The following is a 17350-nucleotide window of genomic DNA, read 5'->3' on the forward strand; positions in this document are numbered from 1 at the left end:
GACCTTCGAAATATGGGAAGTGAGCTGTCTATCGACGTCTCAGCACTTGCCTCCGGAGTGTATATGGTTCAGATCAACAGCGAAGCCGCTACAACTGTCAAGCGTTTGATCAAAGAATAATCCTAGAGATTATATAACCAACCAAAAGAAAACCCCTTCCAATTTGGAAGGGGTTTTTTATTTAAGTTTATCTAAATTATCTCGCTAACACACCCATCTTCTCCATTACAGGTAATTGCACACGATTGTCTTCAACTACCGAATTTGAAGGAAGTTCAAATCGCTTGTCGTACAATTTATCTTCAATGAAGTAGGTGATGCTGAAGAAATTATCAAGCCTTAATATACTATCCTCAAGGAACTCGATCTTTGCATATCCTTTAGCGGGCAGTTCTTCAATAGTATGTCGCATTGGAGCTGTCATATCCTTATCATCATAGCCCTGGGAAACGATTATTACTGTTTCCAGCGGTTGTTCTCCGTCATTGATGATATAGGCATTCCAGTCCCGGGTATTGAAATCCTCATTGAATTCCAAAACCGCAGCAACATAAACATCCTTAACTTCAGGAATAATTATGTCTTTACGCATAGTTAAAGGGAACTTTTGAATTGTTCCAGGAAACGAATGTCATTTTCGCTAAGCATTCGAATATCGGGGATCTGGTGAAGTAATAGGGCCACCCTGTCGATACCCATTCCGAAGGCAAAACCGGAATATACTTCCGGATCGATTCCGCAGTTGGACAGTACGTTCGGATCAACCATTCCACACCCCATGATCTCCAGCCAACCGGTGCCCTTGGTCATCTTATGATCCGTTTCCGTTTCCAAACCCCAGTATACATCTACCTCTGCGCTTGGTTCGGTAAATGGAAAATAGGAAGGACGAAGTCGGATCTTCGACTTACCGAACATTTCCGTAGTAAAATATTGTAGTGTCTGTTTAAGATCGGCGAAACTAACACCCTTGTCTACATATAGTCCTTCTACTTGATGGAAGAAACAATGTGATCTGGCAGAAATAGCTTCATTTCGATACACCCGCCCCGGAGAAATGGTACGAATAGGAGGTTTGTTATTCTCCATATAACGTACCTGTACGGAAGAGGTATGCGTTCGCAACAATAGGTCTGGATCCTTTTGAATAAAGAAAGTATCCTGCATATCCCTGGCCGGGTGATATTCCGGCAAGTTAAGTGCAGTGAAATTGTGCCAGTCATCTTCGATCTCAGGGCCTTCGGAAACATTAAATCCTATCCTTGAAAAAATATCTACGATCTTGTTTTTTACAATGGACACAGGATGTCTGGATCCCACTTTAACCGGCTCACCAGGCCTGGTAAGATCCCCATAAACTCCCTTGGTTTCCACAGATGCATCCAGTGAGTTTTTCAAGCTATTCACCTTTTCCTGGGCTGCCGTTTTCAAAGTGTTAATTACCTGCCCGAATTCCTTCTTTTTATCATTAGGCACATTCTTGAACTCGGCAAAGAACTCGTTCAGCAAACCTTTCTTTCCAAGATATTTGATTCTGAATGCTTCTACCTCATCGGTCTTTTTGGCCTTAAATGCCTCAACTTCGGCGATATGTTCTTTTATCTTGTCTATCATGACCCTGTGATTTCGATGGCAAAACTACATAAAATCTAATCAATGAATTCCTTTTCCAGGAAGTATTGTACTATGGCTTCTTTCATCAATACACTTTGCTCCCCGGCTCGTAAAGAAGGTAATTGTTCCTGAACTTTGTAATGAGGCCAGCCCTCTTCATCAAAATAATCGAAAGAATAATATCCGTAGGGTTCAAGTAGTCTGCAAATAGCGATATGCATTAGATTTACCTTCTCATCCTTTTTAAACTTCCTGTGAAGTTGCCCCAATTCCTGTACACCTACCAAGTATATAACAGCATCGAGCTCTAGTGGATCGCCATCTGCAAAGCGCTCACTAAGGATCGTTACTACCCTTTCCCATCGTTCTTTTAAAATCTCGTCCCTGGCCATAATTTCGTTGGCAAAGATACTTCATTATCATTCTATAACCATATGTGCAGCCGATGTAATAGAGATATCCCCGATGCACAAGATAAAAGCTATCTTTACGTTAAAATCTACATATGAACCTCATCGATATTGTTTTAGGAGTCATATTACTCCTTGCTTTTTACGCTGGCTATAAGAGAGGATTGTTCGTGGCCCTGGCCGGACTTATTGGGTTAGTTGCCGGAGCCTATGGCGCGGTTTATTTCTCGGATTTTGCAGCAGGCTATATTTCCGGTTGGTTCAACTGGAGTGAACAGACGGTTAATATGGTGGCTTTTGCAGTGACTTTCCTGGGTATTGTCTTTCTAATAGCCGCTGCCGGAAAATTCCTTACAAAAATAGCCGACTTCGCCATGCTTGGGATCTTTAACAAATTACTGGGCGGTGCTTTTAATGCATTGAAATATGCCTTTATTGTAAGCGTGGTCTTTATGTTTGTAAATGCTTCGGAAACTTATAGTATTCTTTCAGAAGAGAAGCGACAGGATTCAATTCTTTACACACCGGTCGCATCACTTGCGCCTGTTGTAATTCCTCATATCCTGCGAGAAGTAAACAATTTCACGACGGACGATTCCGAAGAAACCAATACGGAAGACTCCCCTCAGTAATAGCGTGCATTAAACCACGTCTTTTACATTCTCTTTTATATAGTCTAGAGCTTCGTTAAAATCCTCGAAGATCAGTTCCCTTGGAAGAAGGTCTGGAATGATATCGATCGATTCCATCATAACCCGTGGTTGCTTTTCAAGATGAATCAGAATTGCAGTGATTTTTGCTTTATTGAAACGATATAAGGTCTCTTCCATGGCATAAAGGCCGGACTGATCCATATAAGGCACTTTATCCATGCGGATTATAACGTGTGAAGCTGTCTCTGGTATCCCTTTTGCCAGTTCCTGGAAATCGTTGGTATTTCCGAAGAACATAGGTCCATCAAGGTGCTTGATAAATACTTCTTCCTTTAATTCCCTCGGAAAATCTCTTTCATCCTTCCAGGCGATATCATTTTCGTCAATATCTGAAAGTGGAATAACCTGAGATCGCGCTGCTGTAGCGTCTCCTAGTTTTTTCATAAAAATCAGGGAGGCAAGTACCAATCCAATACCTACCGCGTAAATCAGGTTCCAGAAAACGGATAGTACCAGGACCACAATCATTACAATTACTTCCGAGATCGGCATATTCGGGATGGCTCGCAGACCTTTATAGTCCATTACACCAATTCCAACGGTAACGAGAATTCCCGCAAGGACTGCTGCCGGAATCTGTGAAGCTACAGGCCCCAGTATTAAGAGGACAACCACCAATAGAGAGGCTGCAATCATTCCTGATAACTTTGTCGTTCCTCCTGAATTTATATTCACTACTGTTCTGATGGTCGCTCCAGCACCCGGAAGGCCTCCGAATAATGCCGCCAGACCATTCCCTATCCCCTGTCCGATTAATTCCTGATTCGGTTTGTGTTTTGTTTTAGTCATATTGTCTGCCACTATGGAAGTGAGAAGGGAGTCTATAGCTCCGAGAAAGGCCAGCGTAATAGCAGTAAAAATGTATGGCGATATCTGTGACAGGCTGAAATTCCCGAAAATATCGAGATTTGGCATCGGGAAACCAGCTGGAATCTCTTCTATAGGTTGATAGTCTAACTTCAGTAAATACGCACCCGTGGTGACCAACAATAGTGCTACTAATGTACTTGGAATTTTAGTAGTAATTCTTTTAAACCCGTATATGAGAAATATGGTTATAAGTGCTAACGCAACTTCGAGCCATTTGACGTTCTTAGCTGCTCGCAAGGTAGTTTTTATGGTTCCGATCACTCCTGAACTATTGTTCTTCGCTAAAGCAGAAGCTTCTCTCATAATTTCATCTTCGGTAATCTTCTCTGCTCTTAAAACAGTCTCTCTGAAATCTTCCAGAACAAGGATTCCCTCCCCTGCTTCATCAATTAAGATCTTATCAAGCAGCACTTCTTCTGCCTGAGGTTTAAATTCTTTGATATACTCCGTGTCATTTTCGGCATAATACCCCAGCACCGGGAGAATTTGGGTAACAAGTATTATCACACCGATGGCCGTCATAAATCCTGAAACTACGGGATAAGGAATGTATTTGATGTATCTGCCTAACCCTACCACCCCTATCGCGATCTGTATTAGACCCGCGAGCATGAATACCATTAAGATATATGGAAGCGCCTTGGACACATCTCCGTCGTTAGCGCCAATAATGCCAGCAATAATTACCATGGACAGAGCCGTCATGGGTGCGGTGGGTCCTGAAATCTGTGTGCTGGTTCCCCCAAAAAGAGATGCAAAGAATCCAATGAAGATCGCCCCGTAAAGTCCTGCGTCCGGGCCTAATCCAGACTGAACACCAAATGCGAGAGCTAAAGGGAGAGCAACGATACCGGCTGTGATACCTCCAAAGAGGTTACCCCGGATATTAGTGAAAATTCCTTTGAACATATAATTAGTGTAGGTGTTAGTTAGAAATTACCTGAAACTACTCGGGAATTAAGATAGCGAAAAAAACGAACATTACAGTTCCTTTAGATCGGCAATAGGCATCCACCCATCTTTGCCATCGCTCAGTCGGATTCGCACCCATTCTCCATCTTTCTCAAGCAGCTGAACCTTAGTCCCTTCATGTAGGATAAAATTCACTCCTCCGCCTACTGTAGGTGCATCTCGTATCTCTACTTCTTCGGAATAAATGATCGCAGGCTTATCTTTCAGATGGTCTGAATAGGTTAGAAAAGCCAAAACTATACTGGCCACAAGGAAAAACATTATAGCCGCAGATACTGCAAAAAGTAATCTTTTGCGCTTTTCCGAAGTGGAATAATAGTAACTGAGAAACAACGCCACAAAGATAAATGCAAACACAACGGCGTTGATCGCCCATCCGTCGTAATTAAATACTCCGGAAACATTCTTATACCAGGTCTTAAAGACCGTTTGAGGCAAAGGTTCTATAACATCGATGCGCGCATTCTCGGTAAACGCCAGGTTGTTCTTAATATCGGCATCAAATGGATCTAGCTGCTTTGCTTTTTCATAATAATAAATGCTCGCCCCTATGTTGTTCAGTTTGTAGTGGGCATTTCCAAGGTTGAAGTACAGCGATGCAGAATGCTCGCCATTCTGCAGGATCTCATTCCAATGGTTTATCGCCTGCTGGTAATTCTCCTCTTTATAAGCTTCCTTTCCTTTATCAAAACCGGATTGATTCTGAGCCAGGATAGCTGAGTTAGCAAGAAGTAGCAGTCCGCATAGAAATAGTATGCTCAATTTCTTCATAGCACCAGTTGTTTATCGATGGAACTAATGGTTTTCACAGCCTTGTCATAATCCTGCTGAATAGTAACGTTAGAGGCTGGTGCATAACGAGCGAATTCACAGCTCTTAAGAATCTCGATAAAGGCATCAACATTATCTTGTGACGCTCCCTTTTTCAGCAGGAGTGAACTAATCTTCTCTTTGCTGAATTCGCTGCTCTCAATAGCCAGTTTTGCTTTCAGGTAGTTGTGCAGTGCTCGCTGCAAGGATTCGTAGTAGACTGCTTTATCGCCCATTGATCGCCTGGCTTCCGACAAATACTTTTTCGCAAGTTTATCTGCCTTTCGCAACTTGTTACCATGCACATCCATCATCCTTTTCCTGCGCTTCTTACCCACTGCAATAAACAACGGAATTAATAGGAATGGTCCCCCCAATAGCGACCAGAACAAACCGGATTTAAAGAAAACCTCCTTCTCCACGGGCTTGAGATTGGCGTTCAATTTTATATACTTAAACTGTTCCTCGTTGAGTACGGTGACGGTATTCTTTGTAGTTTCGGAAGATTCAGTAGAGGCAGTACTAGTAACCGGTCCATTTACAACATTGAGGATGATCTCCTCAGAAGCTAGTGTTTTGTAGGTTTCTGATTTAGGATCGAAAAAGGAGAAGTTGATCGGTCTTATAGGATAGTCTCCTTTGTACTGAGGCACTACAGTATAGGTTTCTGAGATCGAACCTCGCATTCCATCGGTCTGCGTACTCACATTTTCGGCCCTTTCAGGTTCGTATTGCTCCAGGGCGCTCGGTAATTTTACCGAAGGCAGATCGAACAGTTTCAAATTTCCTTTTCCACTCACCTTTATACTTAGCTCAAGTGCCTCATTGGCATCCAGGGCAGTACGATTTGCGCTAACATCAAAACTGAAATCGCCAACAGCTCCGTTGAAGTCGGCTGGTCGGCCATTAGCTGGTAAAGGCTTTACATCAATGGTCCGGTTGCCCGCTGAAATGGTCTTATTAACCCTGGTCATCAGTCTTCTTCCGAAGAGATCCCTTTTGTTGGTCTCAACATCAATAGGGACATCAAGGGTCAATGGCTCAATGGTAAGCTTCCCTGTTTTTTGTGGATACAAAACAGTTGTTTGAACAATGATGTATCGGTAATCCGTCCTGCCGTTGTACTCTCCGTCATATACGGTGAAGTTCCCGCGGTTCGAAATCGTCTGACTCCAGAAATCGGCATACTTAGGAGTGTCTATCTCCCGGAAACCTCTTGTAAGGTTCACATCGTTAGAGACATACAGCCTGTACTGAACAGTTATGGCCTCGTTCAGATACGGATTGGTATTCGAAATACTGGCCACCAGGTGAACATTCTCACTAGCCACATATTCGGCATTGTTGCCATCTCGCGGGCGTTCCACTGCAGCTGTAACTTCAACCGCGACAGGAGTGGTCTTATACGTCTCCCCATCAATTTGAATGGTGGCCTGACCAATGGTGAACTTGCCCCTTCTCTGTGGTGTGAGATAATATGAATAGGTCTTGGAGTAGCTGCGTTTTCCATTGATATAGGAATTACTGATCGCCTGGTTAGGGCCTCCAACAACCCGGAATCCTTCAAAAGAGGGGGGATTAAAATTGTCTCCATCCTGATTCATCTCAAAATCCACACGCAACCTTTCATTCACACCTAGTCTGTTCTTACTCACTTTGGCTTCAAAGCGTACCTGGGCCTCGGAAAAACCGATTCCCACCAAAAAAACGAATATGTAAACAAAAAACGAACGTTTCATTCTTACCAGTCTTTGTTCGATTTTACTTTGGCGCCCTTCTGTTTTCGGGCATTTATTTTATCCTGAACCTTTTTCTCTTCGTTGTTCATGGCTTCAAGCAAATTCTTGATCTGCTGAGGCGACAATTGCCCCGGAACAGGTTTTTGTTGTTGAGGCTGTTCTCCTTCCCCGTCTTTCTGTTCATTCGGGTCTTTAGGGTTTCCTCTATCGTCTTTGTTCTCTCCTTCTTTATTCTCATCCTGCTCATCACCCTTATCCTCATTCTCCTTTTCATCGCCTTCATCACCTTCCTGGTCCTTGCCCTGGTCGTCCTTATTTTCGTTCTGGTCTTTGTTCTCCTCGTCCTTATTATTCTCTTCTTCCTTATCGTCATCGCCTCCTTCAGGTGGAGGATTCTTTTCAAGCATTTCTTTAGCTAATGCAAGGTTATAACGGGTTTCGTCATCGGTTGGGTTATTCCGAAGGGCATTTTTATACGCTTCCACCGCTTCCTGATATTTCTTTGAGTTCATAAAGGTATTCCCCAGGTTGTGATAGGCTTTGTGCTTCTCCAATTTGGACTGAGCTATCTCTGCCGCCTGAAGATATCTCCGCATGGCTTCATCGTTCAGGTCTTTGTCATAATAAGCATTCCCTAAATTGTACTTTCCGGTCTCGTCGGCGGGAATAAGCGAGATCGCTTTTCGAAGATCTACTTCAGCATTTACAAAATCATCCGAATCCAATTCGGAACTGGCCGACCTCAAATAATTGTTGGCCTGTTTCTCTATCTTTAATTTTTCCTTATCTGCCTGTGCGTGGAGAACGGCACCGCCAGCCAACAGGCAAACTGCAAATAAAAATATCGTGCTTATTAATTTCCTTCTTTCCATATTATTCCCTTTCATTGAATAAGTTCAACTTACGTAACCAGGCTGTCCTTCTTTCCAGTAACAGCGCATCTACTATCAACAAAAATAATGCCCCCGCCAAAAACCACTGAAACTGATCCTTAAAATCTGTAAACTGCTTTGCATCGAATTCTTTTTTGTCCATCCCATTCAGTATCGCAGTTACTTCTTCCACCACTTCTTTGGTGTTGTTTCCATCAATGTACGACCCGTTTCCCTGGTCGGCTATTTCTATCAGGGTTTCCTCGCCAAGTCTTGTGATCACCTGTTCATTGTTCTGATCTCTTTTGTACGACTGCAGCACTCCGTTTCTTTTAATTGGAATAGGCCCTCCGGCTATAGTTCCTACTCCAATGGTGTAGATCTTTATTCCTTCTGAAGCGGCCTCCTCGGCTATTTGGGCGATATTTCCTTCGTGATCCTCCCCGTCCGAAATGATAAATAACACCCGATTGGTTTGCTCCTCATCGTCGTAATAGGTCTTTGCCATGGTAATGGCCTCGGTTATGGCAGTTCCCTGAGAGGAAACCATGTCTGTATTCATTCCGTTCAGGAATAATTTAGCCGAAGCAAAATCCGTGGTTATAGGAACCTGTGGAAACGAACTTCCGGCATAACCTATAATACCCACCCTATCACCCGCAAGGCTATTGATGATCTGGGTTATGAGCTGTTTTGATTTCTCGATCCGGTTGGGTGCGATGTCCTCGGCTAGCATACTTTTGGAAACATCCAAAGCAAATACAACGTCAACTCCTTCTCGTTTCACCGTTTCCAGTTTGGTTCCGATCTTTGGATTCACCAGGCCAAATATAAGAGCTGCCAGAGCGAAGCAAAAGACGGATATCTTCAGAAGTGATTTAAAAGAAGATCGGTCCGGACTCAACTTTTTCAGCAGCCGACTATCTGCAAATTTTTTCTGAACGCGATACTTCCAGAATAGCACGATCATAAACAGAACCACTATGGCCGGTATGGCCAGCAGAAGGTAAAAATATATGGGTTCTTCTAATTGATACATGCTTTTCTATTCAGTATTAACTATACAAAGCTTCTAAACAGTGTATATCGCAAGAGGAACTCCAATCCTAATAATCCCAGTGCAAGTAGCACCAAAGGCCGGAATTTCTCTTCGTAATTCGTATACTTAAATTCTTCTATGTCTGTTTTTTCCAGTTTATTGATCTCATCGTAGATTTCGTTCAACTTCGTGGTACTTGTTGCTCGAAAGTACTGCCCACCGGTGGTGGTAGCAATTTCCTTGAGCAGTTCTTCATCGATCTCTACCTGTATACTTCCATATTGAAAACTACCATCCGGTCGAATCCCGATGGGTGATTGGGCCATTCCGTTGGTCCCCAATCCAATGGTATACACCTTGATCCCAAACTCAACTGCCAGTTCACTCGCGATCTTCGGGTCTATAAAACCGGTGTTGTTAACTCCATCGGTCAACAAAATGATCACCTTACTCTTCGCCCGGCTATCTTTTAGTCTGTTCACCGCCGTTGCCAGGCCCATTCCTATAGCCGTGCCCGGGTCGATAACCGTATTGTATCTCAGCCCTTTTAAAGACGACAGCACTATGCTTTTGTCACTAGTGAGCGGTGTCTTTGTAAAACTCTCCCCGGCGTATTCCACCAGGCCGATACGGTCGTTAGGCCTTGCATTGATAAATCGTGCGGCAACAGTCTTCAGTGCTTCCAACCTACTGGGTCTAAGGTCTCGTGCCAGCATACTTGCAGACACGTCTATCGCCATAACAATATCGATACCCTTGGTGGTTTTGATACGGGTGGATTCGTCCACAGTTCGAGGACGAGCGAGCGCAACAATTATCGCTGCCAAAGCCGCTATCCTCAACGCGAAAAGTATGGGGCGGAGTTTTGCTAACCAGTTCTTTGCAGTCTTAAAACCGGTCAAACTGGAAATAGTAAGTGTAGCTGTTTGCTGATGTCGTTTCCATATATACCAAACTACAAGCAGAGGCAGCAAAAGCAGCAGCCAAAAGAACTCGGGATTTACGTATTCAAATCTGTTCATTATTTCTTTGCTTGTTGAGCGGTTTGTACTTCCAGTTCGATCGAATTTCTAATCCGCTCGATCATTTGTTCGGCGTATGGGTCAGAATCCAGCCATGCAATGATCACCTGTTGAAGGGCTCCCTGCTGGCCGAAGACAAACATCTCGTAATTTTGAGTATCGTATCCTTTTACAAATGGATTGTCACTTTCGAAACTTCCATACGCTTTCAGGCCTTTTACTCCTTTACCCGTTTCAAAGGCTTCTTTTTTTACCAGTAAATTCTTTGCTCCCTGGGCTTCAAAGCTTCGAAGGGACGCCTCTAATGAAGCATCTAATTCTCCTTCAAGTGGTTGTGAGAATTCAGTGGTGCTTACTACAACATAGAAACGATCCAGTAAACTACCGTAGGCAAAGAACCTGTTACTTTTCACAGCTTCAGCGATCTCTTGAGGAAGTTCCTCGTCCAGGCGTTTCAGGACAAAAGGTGTTTCCAGAACAACGGAAGGAATTCCGTATTCACTTCTGTACCACTGTCCCTCCACCAGGTCTTTTGTAGGGTGGCCGATCACATTATCCTTTAATTTTCCCCATCCGTACACAGAACCGAATATCACAGTCGTAAGTATCAACACCAACAAAGTCGCTAAACTTCCATAGACGATTCGTTTTTGCTTGCGTTTTCGCCTTTGTTCCTGGGCGTATATTTCATTCTGAAGCAGTTCCTCTTCCGTAGGTTCCGGCACCGCTTCATGCGTGTCCGTGATGATCTCTTCAATAGCGCCACGGTCTGCAGAAGCCTGAACCTGGTTTAATTCCAGTTTGGCAAACTTTACCAGGTCTGCGCGCTTGAGGATCTGATCCAGTTTTTGGATGGTTTCCTGGTCAAATTCGAAATTCCCGGCATCCTTATGAAGTTGCAGGCGCTCGATCAATTCATCGGACGTACTTTCTAATGCGGTCTCGTCTATCTCCCGGTCAAGGTAGCGTTTCACGATCTCCGTGAGTTGGGAGTAATAGTCCTTGGATCGGTTCCTGCTCAGCAGGTTGGATTCATCCAGTTTTTGCAATGAGACCAAAGCTTCCTCGTAAGGTGGTAGTTGAATTTCCTCTGCTTCTCTTTGTTTCTTTTTTCTGAAAAGATACCATCCAATTCCGGCTAGCACCAAAATAGGAAGAAGCCAATAGAGAAATTTCAGGAAGTTGAATGATGAACCACCAACCGTGATGGCTGGCTTGATCTCGAACATCTTTTGCTTGGTGGTATCTACCGGGACATCGGCCACTTCTATAAAGATCGAGTCCGAACTGAAAACTTTGTCGTTTATGGCAATTCGCTGGGGTGGTATGGTATATGCTCCCGAGTCGAACTGGGTAAGGCCGTACTTCTTGATCAACCGGTATTTTGCCTGCTCATAAGTGGTATCCACTTTGTACGACTCTATCATTTCCAGCGGCTGAAAGGATTGCCCTTCCGGAAATAGAACCAGGTCGGTTGAATCTGCAACTACTTCAATGGAATATTTTATTTCCTCGCCTATCCGAATGTTTGTGGTGTCTACGGAAGTTGAAATTTGAGCCTGCACAGAAGCAGCTGTCAGAATAAGACATATGAGTATGAGATTCCTCGCTGACCTTTCGATAGCTCGGAATGACATTTGACTTATATTTCTTGTCTGCTGTTGCATACTGTTTCTAAGCTCTCCTCTTGAAATAACCCAATAATTTTTTTACATAGCTTTCATCAACCCGGCAATTGATAGCACCCGCTCCACTTTTAGTAAAAGCTTCCTGGTAATACTCCACGCGATCCCTGTAATAGCTGTGATAATTTCTTCGGACCGCTCGTGAGGCCGTATTCACCAACATATTTTCACCGGTTTCTTCGTCTTGCATTTCCACCATCCCGAGGTTCGGGATAGCTTCTTCTCTGGCATCGTAAATACGGATTCCCGTTACGTCGTGTTTCTTCGCGACAATCTTCAGAGTGTCACGATAGCCATCTGTGATAAAATCGGAAAGCACGAAAACGATAGCCTTCTTTTTCATCACATTAGTTAGATATTTCAATGCCTGGGCCACATCCGTCTTTTTACTTTTAGGATGGTATTCGATCAATTCTCGAATGATCCTCAATACGTGCGACTTCCCCTTTTTTGGTGGAATGAAGAGTTCGATCTCATCGCTGAACAGGATAAGTCCGGTTTTGTCGTTATTCTGCATGGCAGAAAATGCAAGTGTAGCCGCGACTTCCGTGATCACTTCGTTTTTAAATTGAGAATCCGTTCCGAAGAATTCAGAACCACTCACATCCACAACCAGCATCAGGGTAAGTTCACGTTCTTCTTCGAATACCTTAACGAAGGGTTCATTGTATCGGGCCGTAACATTCCAGTCGATATTTCGAACATCATCACCAAACTGGTATTGCCGAACTTCACTAAACGTCATACCCCGACCTTTGAAAGTACTGTGGTACTCTCCTCCAAACACGTGGTCACTGAGACGACGTGTTTTAATTTCGATCTTGCGTACTTTTTTTAGAAGTTCTTTGGTATCCATTTTCAGTAAACTTTAAAAAGTTTGAAGTAGTGAATTTTGAAGTGTTGCCAGGTTGGTCTCCTTGAGCGTTTTGCACTACTTACTGATTACGGTACTTCTATTACATTGACAATTTTGTTGATGAGATCTTCCGAAGTTACATTCTCGGCTTCTGCTTCGTAGGTCACACCAATTCTGTGTCGTAACACATCGTGAACTATCGCCCGAACATCTTCAGGAATTACATAACCCCTGCGCTTAATGAACGCATAGCACTTAGACGCCAACGCAAGGTTGATACTTCCTCGGGGAGAAGCACCAAATCCGATGAGAGGTTTAATTTCCGAAAGATTGTAATCTTCGGGATTACGCGTGGCGAAGATGATATCAAGGATGTATTTTTCGATCTTCTCATCCATATAAACATCTCTCACAGCTGCCTGTGCTCTAAGAATCTGTTCCAGGGTCACCACCTGGTTTACTTTTTCGTAAGCGCCTTTCATATTCTGGCGAATAATAAGTTGCTCTTCCGCCAGTTTCGGGTAATCGATCACAGTTTTCAGCATGAAACGGTCTACCTGTGCTTCCGGAAGCGGGTAGGTTCCTTCCTGTTCGATGGGGTTTTGAGTAGCCATAACGAGGAAAGGTTGGTCCAGCTTAAACGTATCTTCTCCAATAGTCACTTGTCGCTCTTGCATAGCCTCCAGCAGCGCCGACTGTACTTTTGCCGGAGCTCTGTTGATCTCATCGGCGAGTACAAAGTTTGCGAATATCGGACCCTTTTTTATACTGAAATCGTTCAATTTCATGTTGTAGATCAGCGTACCGATCACATCGGCAGGGAGTAGATCCGGGGTAAACTGAATTCTACTGAAAGATCCGTGAACCGCCTGCGAAAGGGTATTTATGGCAAGGGTTTTTGCCAACCCGGGCACACCTTCAAGTAAAATATGCCCCTGGCCCAGAAGGCCTATGAGTAATCGTTCAACCATATGTTTCTGGCCCACGATCACTTTATTCATTTCCAGGGTAAGGATGTCTACAAAAGCACTCTCTTTTTCAATTTTTTCATTTAACGCACCAATGTCTAATGCAGTTGTTACTTCTTCCATCTTTTGTAATTGTTTGAACTATATTGATTTCGGTTGATTAGGAACCGCAAATTGCTTATTTATTATGGTTTTCCCTGTTAATGATTGGTTAAAAATAGAGGGGTAAAAAGCCGCTGACAGCCTTTAGCTATTCGGCTCAAATTGTTACCTTTAAAACTTTCAAAACCCAAAAATGACAATAGAATTTTCACGAATTATTCAAGGTTGTATGGGATGGGGAATCTGGGGATCAAAACTCTCAGAATCTGAAATGTCCCAACGCATTCATCATTGCCTTGAACTAGGAATAACAACTTTCGATCATGCAGATATATATGGCGACTATACCACTGAGGCCGCATTTGGAGATGCCTTCCATTCGAGTGGCGTGAAACGAGAGGACATTCAGCTAATCACCAAGTGTGGAATACAATACGTTGGAAACACACGGGACAATGAGATCAAGCACTACCAATACGATGCGAATTACATCATCTGGAGTGCAGAAAAATCAATTTCTGATCTTAAAGCCGACTATCTCGATCTGTTGTTACTTCATCGCCCCAGCCCGTTGATCCGGGCGGAAGAAGTAGCTAAAGCCGTCGATAAATTAACTTCCGAAGGGAAAATAAAATCCTTCGGGTTATCGAATTTCACTCCTTCTCAAACAGAACTTGTGGCGAGCCAAAGTAAGGTTAGTGCCAACCAGATCGAATTTTCCATCACCGCCTTCGAGGCCATGTGGAACGGCAGCCTGGACCATATGATGATGAACAATATCACACCCATGTGCTGGAGTCCGTTAGGTTCGGTTTTCAAAGAAGACAACGATCAAACGAAACGAATTCACAAGGTTCTTGATGACTTAATTGAGAAATACAACGCATCCAAAGATCAGTTACTACTTGCCTGGATATTGAAACATCCTTCGGGCATACATCCGGTGATCGGCACGGCTACTCCTGAAAGGATTACGAAGGCCAGTGAGTCTGTAAAGATCGATCTTTCAGAAATAGATTGGTTTAAAATGCTGGTGGCGAGTCAGGGGCACAAAGTGGCGTGAGAAGTTAGAAGTTAGAAGTTAATATCGTGCTTCTTTGGCATTCTTAGCTGTTGGTTGTGGGTTGGAGCGATCATTTGTCACTTCGAGTGTCCGCCATAGGCCGATGTATCGAGAAGTGGTATAGTCGATGACATATTGTGAATAATGTTAAGTGTTAAGTGTTAAGTGTTAAGTGTTAAGTGTTAAGTGTTAAGTGAACATATGAAAAATAAAACGGCATTAATAACAGGGGCAACCTCAGGAATAGGAAGGGCAACGGCGCGTCTGTTTGCGCAAAATGGTATCGACCTGGTACTCTGCGGACGGCGAGTGGATCGTTTGCATGAGCTCCGGTCTGAACTTTCGGAGTTGGTAAAAGTGCATTCATTGGTATTCGATGTTCGCAACAGGGAGCTGGTCTTCAAAAGTATTGAAGGGCTTCCGAAGGAATTTTCAGAAATAAATATCCTTATCAATAACGCGGGTAATGCCCATGGTCTCGATCCTATCCAAACCGGAAGTATGGACGACTGGGACGCGATGATGGACATCAATGTAAAAGGTTTACTATACGTTTCGAAAGCAGTGCTGCCCGGAATGCTGGAACGTGAAGATGGTCATATTATCAATATTGGTTCCACTGCGGGAAAGGAAGTTTACCCCAGGGGGAATGTATATTGCGCCAGTAAACACGCGGTAGACGCCATCAACCAGGGAATGCGGCTGGACCTCAACGGCAAAGGAATTAGAGTTGGGGCTGTTAATCCCGGGTTGGTGGAAACAGAATTCAGCGAAGTGAGGTTCAAAGGCGATTCCGAAAAAGCCGAAAAAGTTTACCAGGGATTTACTCCTCTCAAACCCGAGGACATCGCAGACATCATCTGGTTCGCCGTTACAAGGCCACCCCATGTAAATATCGCGGATCTCACCGTAATGTGTCTTGATCAGGCGTCTAGCACTATTGTAAATAAATCGGATTGATTTATTATTATTATTTACTCTTTGTTGAACTAGATGGCCCATTATAACTCACATAATGAACTTGAAATATATAAGTTGGCTCGAGAAATTAACAAAGATGTTTGGAGTCTTATCAAAACTACTTCTCTGGGAAATGATTATAAACTACGAGATCAGATAAATGGATCGTCGGGATCGATTATGGATAATATTGCTGAAGGTTTTGGAAGAGGCGGAAATAAAGAATTTATCAACTTTTTGAGCTATTCCCGAGGTTCTTGTTTCGAAACCGAAGCCCAGCTTCAGAGAGCATACGATCGAAATCATATTTCTGAAGAAACTTTCAAGGAGATTTCGGTTAAAACACAGGATTTGTCGGATCAAATCTCAAAGTTCATTAACTACTTAAAATCAACCGATCGTAAAGGCTCAAAATTCGACTAACCCCAATAAATAATAGCAATACCAATAAAAAATAATAATAGTAATAAAAAATAATTTTGATCAACAAACGCCTTCTTGTAAAAAACCTACTGGCTCACAATGATGAGAGCAGTTTCTACGACAAGAAGCGAAAGATCGACCTGGGCAGCAAGGAAGGAAAGGCAAAATTCCTGAAACATATTTGTGCGCTCAGCAACAGTAACCCGGCCAATAACAGCTACATCGTAGTTGGGGTGGAAGATGAGGCCAACGAAATAAATGGGGTTGATTTCTTCGATGACAGCAAACTGCAGAACCTTGTAAACGCCTATCTCACCAACCCTCCATTGATCTCCTACGAAAACATCATGTTCCCACATTTGCCGGATGATAAAGTAGTTGGCTTAGTAACTATTAGACCAACAGGTGAGATCACATCACTTCGGAAAAACATTTGGAAATACTGGGGTGGATCAATCTTCCTAAGAGACGGTAGCATTTCCATGCCTAAAGACTTCGATATCGAGATCAAGGATGTGAATTCGGAGATTGTGAAAGCCATTGAGAATAAAGCGAGGAACAATATTGAGCTCACTCTTGACGGTGTGATCGACTTCCTGAATAACCGCCACAGTGACCTGCCTTCAGATTATAAGGTTTATAAGGAACAGTTTGTACTGTGTTGGGCCGGTATTCCAAAGCAAGTTAAGGGAAGCACTTATTATTCAAGGGTGGATATCGAACTCATAAACGAACAGGTGCGTTTGTTCTATTCAGCATTGGACGAAGTGAGTATCGAATACGATGACGACCATTTTAAAACACTGGAATATGTGAATCTGGGACTAAACCAACAAACCAAATACTACCCGCTGGAAGAGCTAACCATCGAATTCAGGGAAAATGGTTCCTATGCGATGAATTCTGAATTGGTCTTCGAACCACCGCGATTCAATAAAAAGACTCTGTACCACATATATAACGCCAATAACGCTCTGGTGGAAAAGCTTCAGAAGAAAATCCCTTTGAATCCTTCGGAAGAAAAAGACCTGGTGCAATTACCGGAGACCTACCTCATTTGTTATCTCAATGATTTCGGGGATGCGATGGAAAATTTGTTGGAAGCTCGGCCTTACCTGAAACAAATAGGAGGAAATGCATACCAATCGTTTAAAGAGGCGCAACGGATACTGAGGAAGGTGAAGTATAGTTGAGGTATATTTTTATGTCAAATCTAATGCTGGGCAATAGCA

The 17350-nt window shown here is 43.3% G+C and carries 18 protein-coding genes; 6 read left to right on the top strand and 12 right to left on the bottom strand.

Features of this window, described 5'->3' with window-relative positions:
• Window positions 1-12 precede the first annotated feature (12 nt).
• A complete protein-coding gene (locus J1N09_RS15560; protein WP_414826851.1) occupies window positions 13-120 on the top strand; it encodes a T9SS type A sorting domain-containing protein in 108 nt (35 codons plus the stop codon).
• 76 nt (window positions 121-196) lie between these two features.
• Here the strand turns inward: J1N09_RS15560 and J1N09_RS13645 are convergent, their stop codons facing one another.
• The 3 genes from J1N09_RS13645 to J1N09_RS13655 are packed head-to-tail and all read right to left on the bottom strand — an operon-like array spanning window position 197 to window position 2006.
• Window positions 197-592 (bottom strand): hypothetical protein, encoded by a 396-nt coding sequence (locus tag J1N09_RS13645; RefSeq protein WP_265200794.1) that lies wholly within the window; start codon window positions 590-592, stop codon window positions 197-199.
• Between the two features lie 2 nt (window positions 593-594).
• On the bottom strand, window positions 595-1614 hold the full coding sequence (gene pheS / locus J1N09_RS13650; protein WP_265200795.1) for a phenylalanine--tRNA ligase subunit alpha: 1020 nt from the start codon (window positions 1612-1614) through the stop codon (window positions 595-597).
• Window positions 1615-1649: 35 nt separating this feature from the next.
• Entirely contained in the window at window positions 1650-2006 is a 357-nt protein-coding gene (locus tag J1N09_RS13655) for a hypothetical protein (RefSeq protein WP_265200796.1), read from the bottom strand.
• Between the two features lie 113 nt (window positions 2007-2119).
• On the opposite strand from J1N09_RS13655, the gene J1N09_RS13660 reads away from it, so the two are divergent.
• A complete protein-coding gene (locus tag J1N09_RS13660; protein WP_265200797.1) occupies window positions 2120-2656 on the top strand; it encodes a CvpA family protein in 537 nt (178 codons plus the stop codon).
• Between the two features lie 9 nt (window positions 2657-2665).
• On the opposite strand, the gene J1N09_RS13665 is transcribed toward J1N09_RS13660, so the two are convergent.
• From J1N09_RS13665 to J1N09_RS13705, 9 genes are all read right to left on the bottom strand, one after another.
• The gene (locus J1N09_RS13665; RefSeq protein WP_265200798.1) at window positions 2666-4516 is read right to left on the bottom strand and encodes a SulP family inorganic anion transporter; all 1851 of its coding nucleotides are present in this window, start codon (window positions 4514-4516) and stop codon (window positions 2666-2668) included.
• Window positions 4517-4588: 72 nt separating this feature from the next.
• A complete protein-coding gene (locus J1N09_RS13670; RefSeq protein ID WP_265200799.1) occupies window positions 4589-5350 on the bottom strand; it encodes a tetratricopeptide repeat protein in 762 nt (253 codons plus the stop codon).
• A complete protein-coding gene (locus tag J1N09_RS13675; RefSeq protein ID WP_265200800.1) occupies window positions 5347-7128 on the bottom strand; it encodes a BatD family protein in 1782 nt (593 codons plus the stop codon). Before J1N09_RS13675 ends, J1N09_RS13670 begins: the two co-directional genes overlap by 4 nt.
• A 2-nt stretch (window positions 7129-7130) precedes the next feature.
• Window positions 7131-8000, bottom strand: coding sequence for a tetratricopeptide repeat protein (locus J1N09_RS13680; RefSeq protein WP_265200801.1), 870 nt, complete (start codon window positions 7998-8000; stop codon window positions 7131-7133).
• Window position 8001: 1 nt separating this feature from the next.
• A complete protein-coding gene (locus J1N09_RS13685; protein WP_265200802.1) occupies window positions 8002-9039 on the bottom strand; it encodes a vWA domain-containing protein in 1038 nt (345 codons plus the stop codon).
• A 20-nt stretch (window positions 9040-9059) separates the two neighbouring features.
• Window positions 9060-10061 (bottom strand): vWA domain-containing protein, encoded by a 1002-nt coding sequence (locus J1N09_RS13690; RefSeq protein ID WP_414826854.1) that lies wholly within the window; start codon window positions 10059-10061, stop codon window positions 9060-9062.
• Window positions 10061-11698, bottom strand: coding sequence for a BatD family protein (locus J1N09_RS13695; protein WP_265200803.1), 1638 nt, complete (start codon window positions 11696-11698; stop codon window positions 10061-10063). Before J1N09_RS13695 ends, J1N09_RS13690 begins: the two co-directional genes overlap by 1 nt.
• Before the next feature lie 37 nt (window positions 11699-11735).
• Window positions 11736-12602 carry a DUF58 domain-containing protein gene (locus J1N09_RS13700; protein ID WP_265200804.1) on the bottom strand — a complete coding sequence of 289 codons (867 nt, stop codon included), beginning with the start codon at window positions 12600-12602 and terminating at the stop codon, window positions 11736-11738.
• An 86-nt stretch (window positions 12603-12688) separates the two neighbouring features.
• Window positions 12689-13693 carry an AAA family ATPase gene (locus tag J1N09_RS13705; protein ID WP_265200805.1) on the bottom strand — a complete coding sequence of 335 codons (1005 nt, stop codon included), beginning with the start codon at window positions 13691-13693 and terminating at the stop codon, window positions 12689-12691.
• A 172-nt stretch (window positions 13694-13865) separates the two neighbouring features.
• On the opposite strand from J1N09_RS13705, the gene J1N09_RS13710 reads away from it, so the two are divergent.
• The 4 genes from J1N09_RS13710 (at window position 13866) to J1N09_RS13725 (ending at window position 17311) form a co-directional block, all read left to right on the top strand.
• Window positions 13866-14735, top strand: a complete 870-nt coding sequence (locus J1N09_RS13710; RefSeq protein WP_265200806.1) for an aldo/keto reductase — start codon at window positions 13866-13868, stop codon at window positions 14733-14735.
• Window positions 14736-14936: 201 nt separating this feature from the next.
• The gene (locus tag J1N09_RS13715) at window positions 14937-15695 is read left to right on the top strand and encodes an SDR family NAD(P)-dependent oxidoreductase (RefSeq protein WP_265200807.1); all 759 of its coding nucleotides are present in this window, start codon (window positions 14937-14939) and stop codon (window positions 15693-15695) included.
• Between the two features lie 33 nt (window positions 15696-15728).
• The gene (locus J1N09_RS13720) at window positions 15729-16118 is read left to right on the top strand and encodes a four helix bundle protein (RefSeq protein WP_265200808.1); all 390 of its coding nucleotides are present in this window, start codon (window positions 15729-15731) and stop codon (window positions 16116-16118) included.
• A gap of 56 nt (window positions 16119-16174) precedes the next feature.
• The gene (locus J1N09_RS13725) at window positions 16175-17311 is read left to right on the top strand and encodes an ATP-binding protein (protein WP_265200809.1); all 1137 of its coding nucleotides are present in this window, start codon (window positions 16175-16177) and stop codon (window positions 17309-17311) included.
• The last annotated feature ends 39 nt before the right edge of the window (window positions 17312-17350 follow it).

The organism is Aureitalea sp. L0-47 (assembly GCF_026126405.1).
Taxonomy (GTDB): Bacteria; Bacteroidota; Bacteroidia; order Flavobacteriales; family Flavobacteriaceae; genus Pukyongia.

What these genes read in the sequence shown, in the direction of transcription:
- J1N09_RS13705 (WP_265200805.1), bottom strand. Translation starts at nt 13,693, where the DNA reads ATGGAAGAAGTAACAACTGCATTAGACATTGGTGCGTTAAATGAAAAA.
- J1N09_RS13680 (WP_265200801.1), bottom strand. Translation starts at nt 8,000, where the DNA reads ATGGAAAGAAGGAAATTAATAAGCACGATATTTTTATTTGCAGTTTGC.
- pheS (WP_265200795.1), bottom strand. Translation starts at nt 1,614, where the DNA reads ATGATAGACAAGATAAAAGAACATATCGCCGAAGTTGAGGCATTTAAG.
- J1N09_RS13685 (WP_265200802.1), bottom strand. Translation starts at nt 9,039, where the DNA reads ATGTATCAATTAGAAGAACCCATATATTTTTACCTTCTGCTGGCCATA.
- J1N09_RS13665 (WP_265200798.1), bottom strand. Translation starts at nt 4,516, where the DNA reads ATGTTCAAAGGAATTTTCACTAATATCCGGGGTAACCTCTTTGGAGGT.
- J1N09_RS13695 (WP_265200803.1), bottom strand. Translation starts at nt 11,698, where the DNA reads ATGTCATTCCGAGCTATCGAAAGGTCAGCGAGGAATCTCATACTCATA.
- J1N09_RS13715 (WP_265200807.1), top strand. Translation starts at nt 14,937, where the DNA reads ATGAAAAATAAAACGGCATTAATAACAGGGGCAACCTCAGGAATAGGA.
- J1N09_RS13720 (WP_265200808.1), top strand. Translation starts at nt 15,729, where the DNA reads ATGGCCCATTATAACTCACATAATGAACTTGAAATATATAAGTTGGCT.
- J1N09_RS13655 (WP_265200796.1), bottom strand. Translation starts at nt 2,006, where the DNA reads ATGGCCAGGGACGAGATTTTAAAAGAACGATGGGAAAGGGTAGTAACG.
- J1N09_RS13675 (WP_265200800.1), bottom strand. Translation starts at nt 7,128, where the DNA reads ATGAAACGTTCGTTTTTTGTTTACATATTCGTTTTTTTGGTGGGAATC.
- J1N09_RS15560 (WP_414826851.1), top strand. Translation starts at nt 13, where the DNA reads ATGGGAAGTGAGCTGTCTATCGACGTCTCAGCACTTGCCTCCGGAGTG.
- J1N09_RS13645 (WP_265200794.1), bottom strand. Translation starts at nt 592, where the DNA reads ATGCGTAAAGACATAATTATTCCTGAAGTTAAGGATGTTTATGTTGCT.
- J1N09_RS13700 (WP_265200804.1), bottom strand. Translation starts at nt 12,602, where the DNA reads ATGGATACCAAAGAACTTCTAAAAAAAGTACGCAAGATCGAAATTAAA.
- J1N09_RS13710 (WP_265200806.1), top strand. Translation starts at nt 13,866, where the DNA reads ATGACAATAGAATTTTCACGAATTATTCAAGGTTGTATGGGATGGGGA.
- J1N09_RS13670 (WP_265200799.1), bottom strand. Translation starts at nt 5,350, where the DNA reads ATGAAGAAATTGAGCATACTATTTCTATGCGGACTGCTACTTCTTGCT.
- J1N09_RS13660 (WP_265200797.1), top strand. Translation starts at nt 2,120, where the DNA reads ATGAACCTCATCGATATTGTTTTAGGAGTCATATTACTCCTTGCTTTT.
- J1N09_RS13690 (WP_414826854.1), bottom strand. Translation starts at nt 10,061, where the DNA reads ATGAACAGATTTGAATACGTAAATCCCGAGTTCTTTTGGCTGCTGCTT.